The following is a 4,589-nucleotide window of genomic DNA, read 5'->3' as shown; positions in this document are numbered from 1 at the left end:
CTCGTCTTGTACGCCGCCGGATCATGAGCGCTTCCCAACCTGTCACCCCCTCGCATGACTGGCCCACCACTGTGGCGGCCGAGTCGTGGGAGGGTGCGCACCCCGACGAATGGTCCAGGCGGCTGGGACTCCCCCGGCTGTGCCTCTACCAGCGGGTCGGCTCGACAAACGACGTGCTGCGGGAACTGGCCGAGGCAGGCGCAGCCGCGGGGACCATGGTGATCGCCGAATTCCAGAGCGCCGGCCGCGGTCGAGGCGGGAGCGCCTGGCATGCGCCCGAAGGCAAGGCCTTGCTCTTCTCGGTACTGCTGCGCCCCCGTCAGGCCGCCGGGCAGGAGTTCCTGCCGGGGACGGCACCGCTGCGCATCGGGCTGGCCGTGGCGCAGGGGCTCGAGCAGGCGGCTGGCGTATCGACGCGGATCAAGTGGCCGAACGATGTGCTCGTAGAGGCGGGCGGCAAAGTGGCCGGCATCCTCTGCGAGGGCGCCGTGGGCGGACCGGACGGCTACCTGGTCGCAGGCATCGGCATCAATGTCGCCCAGCAGCCCGCAGATTGGCCGGATTCCCTTCGGCCGCGGGCGACTTCGCTCTGGCTCGCCACCGGGCAGCGCGTCCCCCGGGGTCGCGTGCTACAGGAAGTAGGGCGCCGCCTGCTCCCCCTTCTGACCGCAGCCGCCGGGCCCCTCGAGCCGCGCGAGCTCGAGGAGATCGCGCGACGCGACGCCTTGGTCGGCCGCCCCATCGCCATCGATGGCCTGGCCCGCGGCCGCGCCTGCGGGATTGCCGAGGACGGCACGCTGCGCATACGTGAAGTGCAGGAGCGCGAAACGCGTGTTGCCGCCGGGACCGTGCGTGTCCTCGCGGCCAGCGGCGCCCCCCAGACATCCACCAGCCCATGATCCTCGCCGTCGACGTCGGCAACACGGAAACCGTCATCGGCCTCTTCGAGGTCGGCGGCCTGCTCGACCACTGGCGCATCTCCACCAACGCCGAGCGCACTGTCGACGAGCTGGGATTACTCCTCCGCTCCCTGATTCGCGAATCCGGCTTCAACACAGAAGTGATTCGCGCGGCCGCCATTGCCTCCGTCGCGCCGCCGCTTACACCTGTGCTGGTGGAGAGCTGCGAGCGTCATCTGGGCTTACGTACAGCGGTCATCGACGCGCGCTCGCCCCTCCCGATTCGCCTGGATGTCGAAGAGCCGCTCACGGTCGGGGCCGACCGCATCGTCAATACCCTGGCGGCGGCAAAGCTCTATCAGACAGACACCATTGCCGTAGACCTCGGCACCGCGACAACCTTCGACTGCATCACCAGCGAAGGCGTCTTTGCGGGGGGCGTGATCGCGCCGGGCCTCCGTACCGGAGCCGAAACACTCGTGCGCCGCACGGCAAAGCTGCCGCGCGTAGACCTCGAACGTCCGGAGCGGGTGATCGGGCGCCGCACCGAGGCGTCATTGCAGAGCGGCATTTTCTATGCTGCGGTCGATGCCATTGACGGCATTGTCCGCCGCATCAAGACAGAGTGGGAGCGGCCGGATGCCCTCGTGGTCGCCACCGGGGGGCTGGCCCCGCTCATCGCGCCACATTGCGCCACCGTCCAGCGCGTCGAGCCGTTCCTCACCCTGTATGGTCTCGATCTGGCCTACCGCCACCTCGAAGAGCAGCAGGTCGGCCTGCGGGTCGCTCCCCTGAAGGCGCCCGCGGCCGCGCGGCGCCCCAGGTAAGCCGCTGCCTGGCGCCGCTGCTGGACTCGCCTGTACCGGCACGGCCGGCCCACAGAACACGCGCTCGCGGCGCACTCGCCGCTGGACGTGGCCTGCTGCGCCCGTTAGATTTCGGCAGGTGGGAAGCACTGGCGCCGCACGCCGGCGCCGGACCGAGCGTCGGGATCCGGGTGCGCGCCTGGGTCCCGTTTGGTTTGAACTGCAGCAGGAGGAGACATGGTAGAGGTTACCATCGGAGAAAACGATCGGCTGGACTGGGCGCTCAAGCAGTTCCGCCGGAAGCTCATCCGGTCCGGACTGTTCAAGGATCTGAAGCGGCGTCGTTTCTACGAGAAGCCCAGCGAAGCCAAGAAGCGCAAGGCGGCGGCCGCACGGCGGAGAAACGCCCGCGCTCGCCGGCAAAGCCGTCACAGTCAGATTTGACGCCCCGTGCCTACCGCGGCACCCCACCCCCGAACCGCGCAGCTAAGTGGTCGAATCCGCAAGTACGGCCGTGCTTACGAACTCGACCACTAAGGATCGGCAACCGAATGCCGCTGTATTGGTGAATTCGACCACAGGGCTTTCCTGGCGGAACGATCTGTGCATCGCTCACGCCTTTCGCGGGAATCGCGCCGCAAAGAAACAACGTGACCAGGGTTAAGGGAATGGCTCGTATCACAGGCACCGTGAAGTGGTTCTCCCAGGAGAAGGGCTACGGCTTCATCCGCCAGGACGACGGCACCGACGTCTTCGTCCACCACAGCGCCATCCAGGGCGCCGGCTTCAAGACCCTTAATGAAGGGGAACGCGTCGAGTTCGAGGTCATCGAGGAACCCAAAGGCCTCAAGGCCCAGAACGTTGTGAGGCTGGAAGCCCCCCAGGGCCCGCCTAGCTTCGGCGGGCGGGGCGGCGAGCGCCGTGGCCCGCGCGGCAGCCGCAGCGGCGCCGACGTCGAGAGCCAAAGGTTCTGACGCCAGGCCCCAGCGCTTCACAGCTTCAGGAACGGGAGGGAGGCGGGCCCGCGCCTCCCTCCTGCGGTCTTGCCGTCAACAGCCGCTCCACTTCCTCGTCCGTCAGTTGCGGAAAATCCTCGTAATACGCACCCACGGCCAGAAAGCCCGGATCCACCAGCAGGCACACAAAGGCGTCCGCCGCCTGCTCCAGCCGCGACCGCGCCTCCAGCGAGCTCACCGGCACGGCCGCCACCACCCGCCGCGCACCCCGCTTCCGCACCGCCATGACCGCCGACTCCAGGGTCGAACCCGTGGCTACACCATCATCCACAACGATCACCGTCCGCCCCGCAATCTCCACCGCCGGCCGCGCTCCCCGGTAGCGTCGCCCACGCTCTGCCAGTTCCGCCGCCACCTGCGTGACCAGCGCCTCGATCTCCCTAGGCTCCAGGCCCAGCCGTGACGTCAACTCCTCGTCCAGCACCACCTCCCCATCCTCCGCCACGGCGCCAAAGCCCAGCTCCGGGTTGCCCGGCGCACCCAGCTTCTTCACCAACACTACATCCAGCGGCGCGCCCAGCCGGCGCGCCACCGGAAGCCCCACCGCAACCCCGCCTCGCGGCGCCGCCAGGACGAGCGGCTCCTCTTCGCGATACTCCAACAGCCGCTCCGCCAACTGCTCCCCCGCCTCCTCCCGGTCGCGATACAGACGCTCCATCCTCATCGGGCACCCCCTCCATTCTCGGCCGCCGCAGCAGGCTCCGCTTCCAGCCTGCGCTTCACGCCCCCCTTCCGCAAGCCCCCTCTGCCACCTCACCCCGCCCACCCCACCCCACTCCCCACTGCCGTTCTGGCGCACCCGCCTGGCACACACCTTGCCAACGCGCCCGCCGGCACGCCTCGCCCCGCCCCCCCCTTGACACACCCCGGGCCGGGCGAGAGATTGCCCGCACTCTCTTAGCACTCACCTCAGAAGAGTGCTAAAACCCACACACCCCAACCTTTCCTAGAGGAGGTTGCGTATGGCCACTGCTTCCGCGACCCAGATCCGGCCGTTGGCCGATCGCGTGGTAGTCAAGCCGCTGGAGGAGACCGAGCAGATGAAGGGCGGCCTGTACATTCCCGACACGGCCAAGGAGAAGCCGCAGCAGGGGGAGGTGACGGCGGTGGGCCCGGGGAAGATGACGGACGATGGCAAGCGGATCCCGCCCGAGGTGAAGGAAGGGGACCGCGTGCTGTACGGGAAGTACAGTGGCACGGAGGTCACGGTAGGCGACGAGCAGTATCTGATCCTGCGGGAGTCGGATGTGCTCGCGGTAATCCAGACCTGACCCGGCACTCAGGCGACTGAGTGCCGGGGCGGGAGACGAGACAACCAGCACAGGGAGGAGAGCGGCTATGGCTGCAAAGGAACTGCAATTTGATGTGGAAGCGCGTTCGGCGCTGAAGCGGGGCATCGATCAGCTGGCCGAGGCGGTGAAGGTGACGCTGGGCCCGAAGGGCCGCAACGTGGTGATTGATCGCAAGTTCGGCTCGCCGACGGTCACCAAGGACGGCGTAACGGTGGCCAAGGAAGTCGAGCTCGAGCACCCGGTCGAGAACATGGGTGCGCAGATGGTGAAGGAAGTGGCCACCAAGACGAGTGATCTGGCGGGCGACGGCACGACCACCGCGACCGTGCTGGCGCAGGCGATTTTTCGCGAGGGTCTGAAGAACGTCACCGCGGGTGTGAACCCCATGGCGCTCAAGCGGGGGATCGAGAAGTCGGTCGATAAGGTGGTCGAGGAGCTGAAGGCGATTTCGACGCCGACGAAGGGGAAGAAGGAGATCGCGCAGGTCGGGACCATCTCGGCGAACAACGATCCCGAGATCGGCGATCTGATTGCCGACGCCATGGAGAAGGTGGGCAAGGACGGCGTGATCACGGT

General features: G+C 67.8%; 7 protein-coding genes. 6 read left to right on the top strand and 1 reads right to left on the bottom strand.

From position 1 onward, the window contains the following. The first annotated feature begins 23 nt into the window (after window positions 1-23). From HY703_08500 to HY703_08485, 4 genes are all read left to right on the top strand, one after another. Complete coding sequence (locus HY703_08500; protein ID MBI4545220.1) at window positions 24-899, top strand: biotin--[acetyl-CoA-carboxylase] ligase; 876 nt, start codon at window positions 24-26, stop codon at window positions 897-899. Beyond that, on the top strand, window positions 896-1,726 hold the full coding sequence (locus HY703_08495) for a type III pantothenate kinase (protein MBI4545219.1): 831 nt from the start codon (window positions 896-898) through the stop codon (window positions 1,724-1,726). Before HY703_08500 ends, HY703_08495 begins: the two co-directional genes overlap by 4 nt. 216 nt (window positions 1,727-1,942) lie before the next feature. Beyond that, the gene (locus tag HY703_08490) at window positions 1,943-2,149 is read left to right on the top strand and encodes a 30S ribosomal protein S21 (protein MBI4545218.1); all 207 of its coding nucleotides are present in this window, start codon (window positions 1,943-1,945) and stop codon (window positions 2,147-2,149) included. 224 nt (window positions 2,150-2,373) lie between these two features. Beyond that, window positions 2,374-2,679, top strand: coding sequence for a cold-shock protein (locus tag HY703_08485; GenBank protein MBI4545217.1), 306 nt, complete (start codon window positions 2,374-2,376; stop codon window positions 2,677-2,679). Between the two features lie 25 nt (window positions 2,680-2,704). On the opposite strand, the gene HY703_08480 is transcribed toward HY703_08485, so the two are convergent. Further along, window positions 2,705-3,379 (bottom strand): phosphoribosyltransferase, encoded by a 675-nt coding sequence (locus HY703_08480; protein MBI4545216.1) that lies wholly within the window; start codon window positions 3,377-3,379, stop codon window positions 2,705-2,707. 304 nt (window positions 3,380-3,683) lie between these two features. Here HY703_08480 and groES point away from each other — a divergent pair, with 304 nt between their 5' ends. Both groES and groEL read left to right on the top strand, forming a co-directional pair. After that, window positions 3,684-3,992 (top strand): co-chaperone GroES, encoded by a 309-nt coding sequence (groES, locus tag HY703_08475; protein ID MBI4545215.1) that lies wholly within the window; start codon window positions 3,684-3,686, stop codon window positions 3,990-3,992. A 67-nt stretch (window positions 3,993-4,059) separates the two neighbouring features. After that, on the top strand, window positions 4,060-4,589 hold a 530-nt coding region (gene groEL, locus HY703_08470), incomplete at its 3' end, for a chaperonin GroEL (protein MBI4545214.1).

The sequence above is a fragment of the Gemmatimonadota bacterium genome (assembly GCA_016209965.1).
GTDB lineage: Bacteria > Gemmatimonadota > Gemmatimonadetes > Longimicrobiales > RSA9 > JACQVE01.
The sequence above is the reverse complement of the archived record's forward strand: the minus strand, read 5'-3'. Positions and strand labels throughout refer to the sequence as shown.

Coding starts and splice junctions, on each gene's coding strand:
- HY703_08500 (MBI4545220.1), top strand. CDS start 24: ATGAGCGCTTCCCAACCTGTCACCCCCTCGCATGACTGGCCCACCACT.
- HY703_08495 (MBI4545219.1), top strand. CDS start 896: ATGATCCTCGCCGTCGACGTCGGCAACACGGAAACCGTCATCGGCCTC.
- HY703_08490 (MBI4545218.1), top strand. CDS start 1,943: ATGGTAGAGGTTACCATCGGAGAAAACGATCGGCTGGACTGGGCGCTC.
- HY703_08485 (MBI4545217.1), top strand. CDS start 2,374: ATGGCTCGTATCACAGGCACCGTGAAGTGGTTCTCCCAGGAGAAGGGC.
- HY703_08480 (MBI4545216.1), bottom strand. CDS start 3,379: ATGGAGCGTCTGTATCGCGACCGGGAGGAGGCGGGGGAGCAGTTGGCG.
- groES (MBI4545215.1), top strand. CDS start 3,684: ATGGCCACTGCTTCCGCGACCCAGATCCGGCCGTTGGCCGATCGCGTG.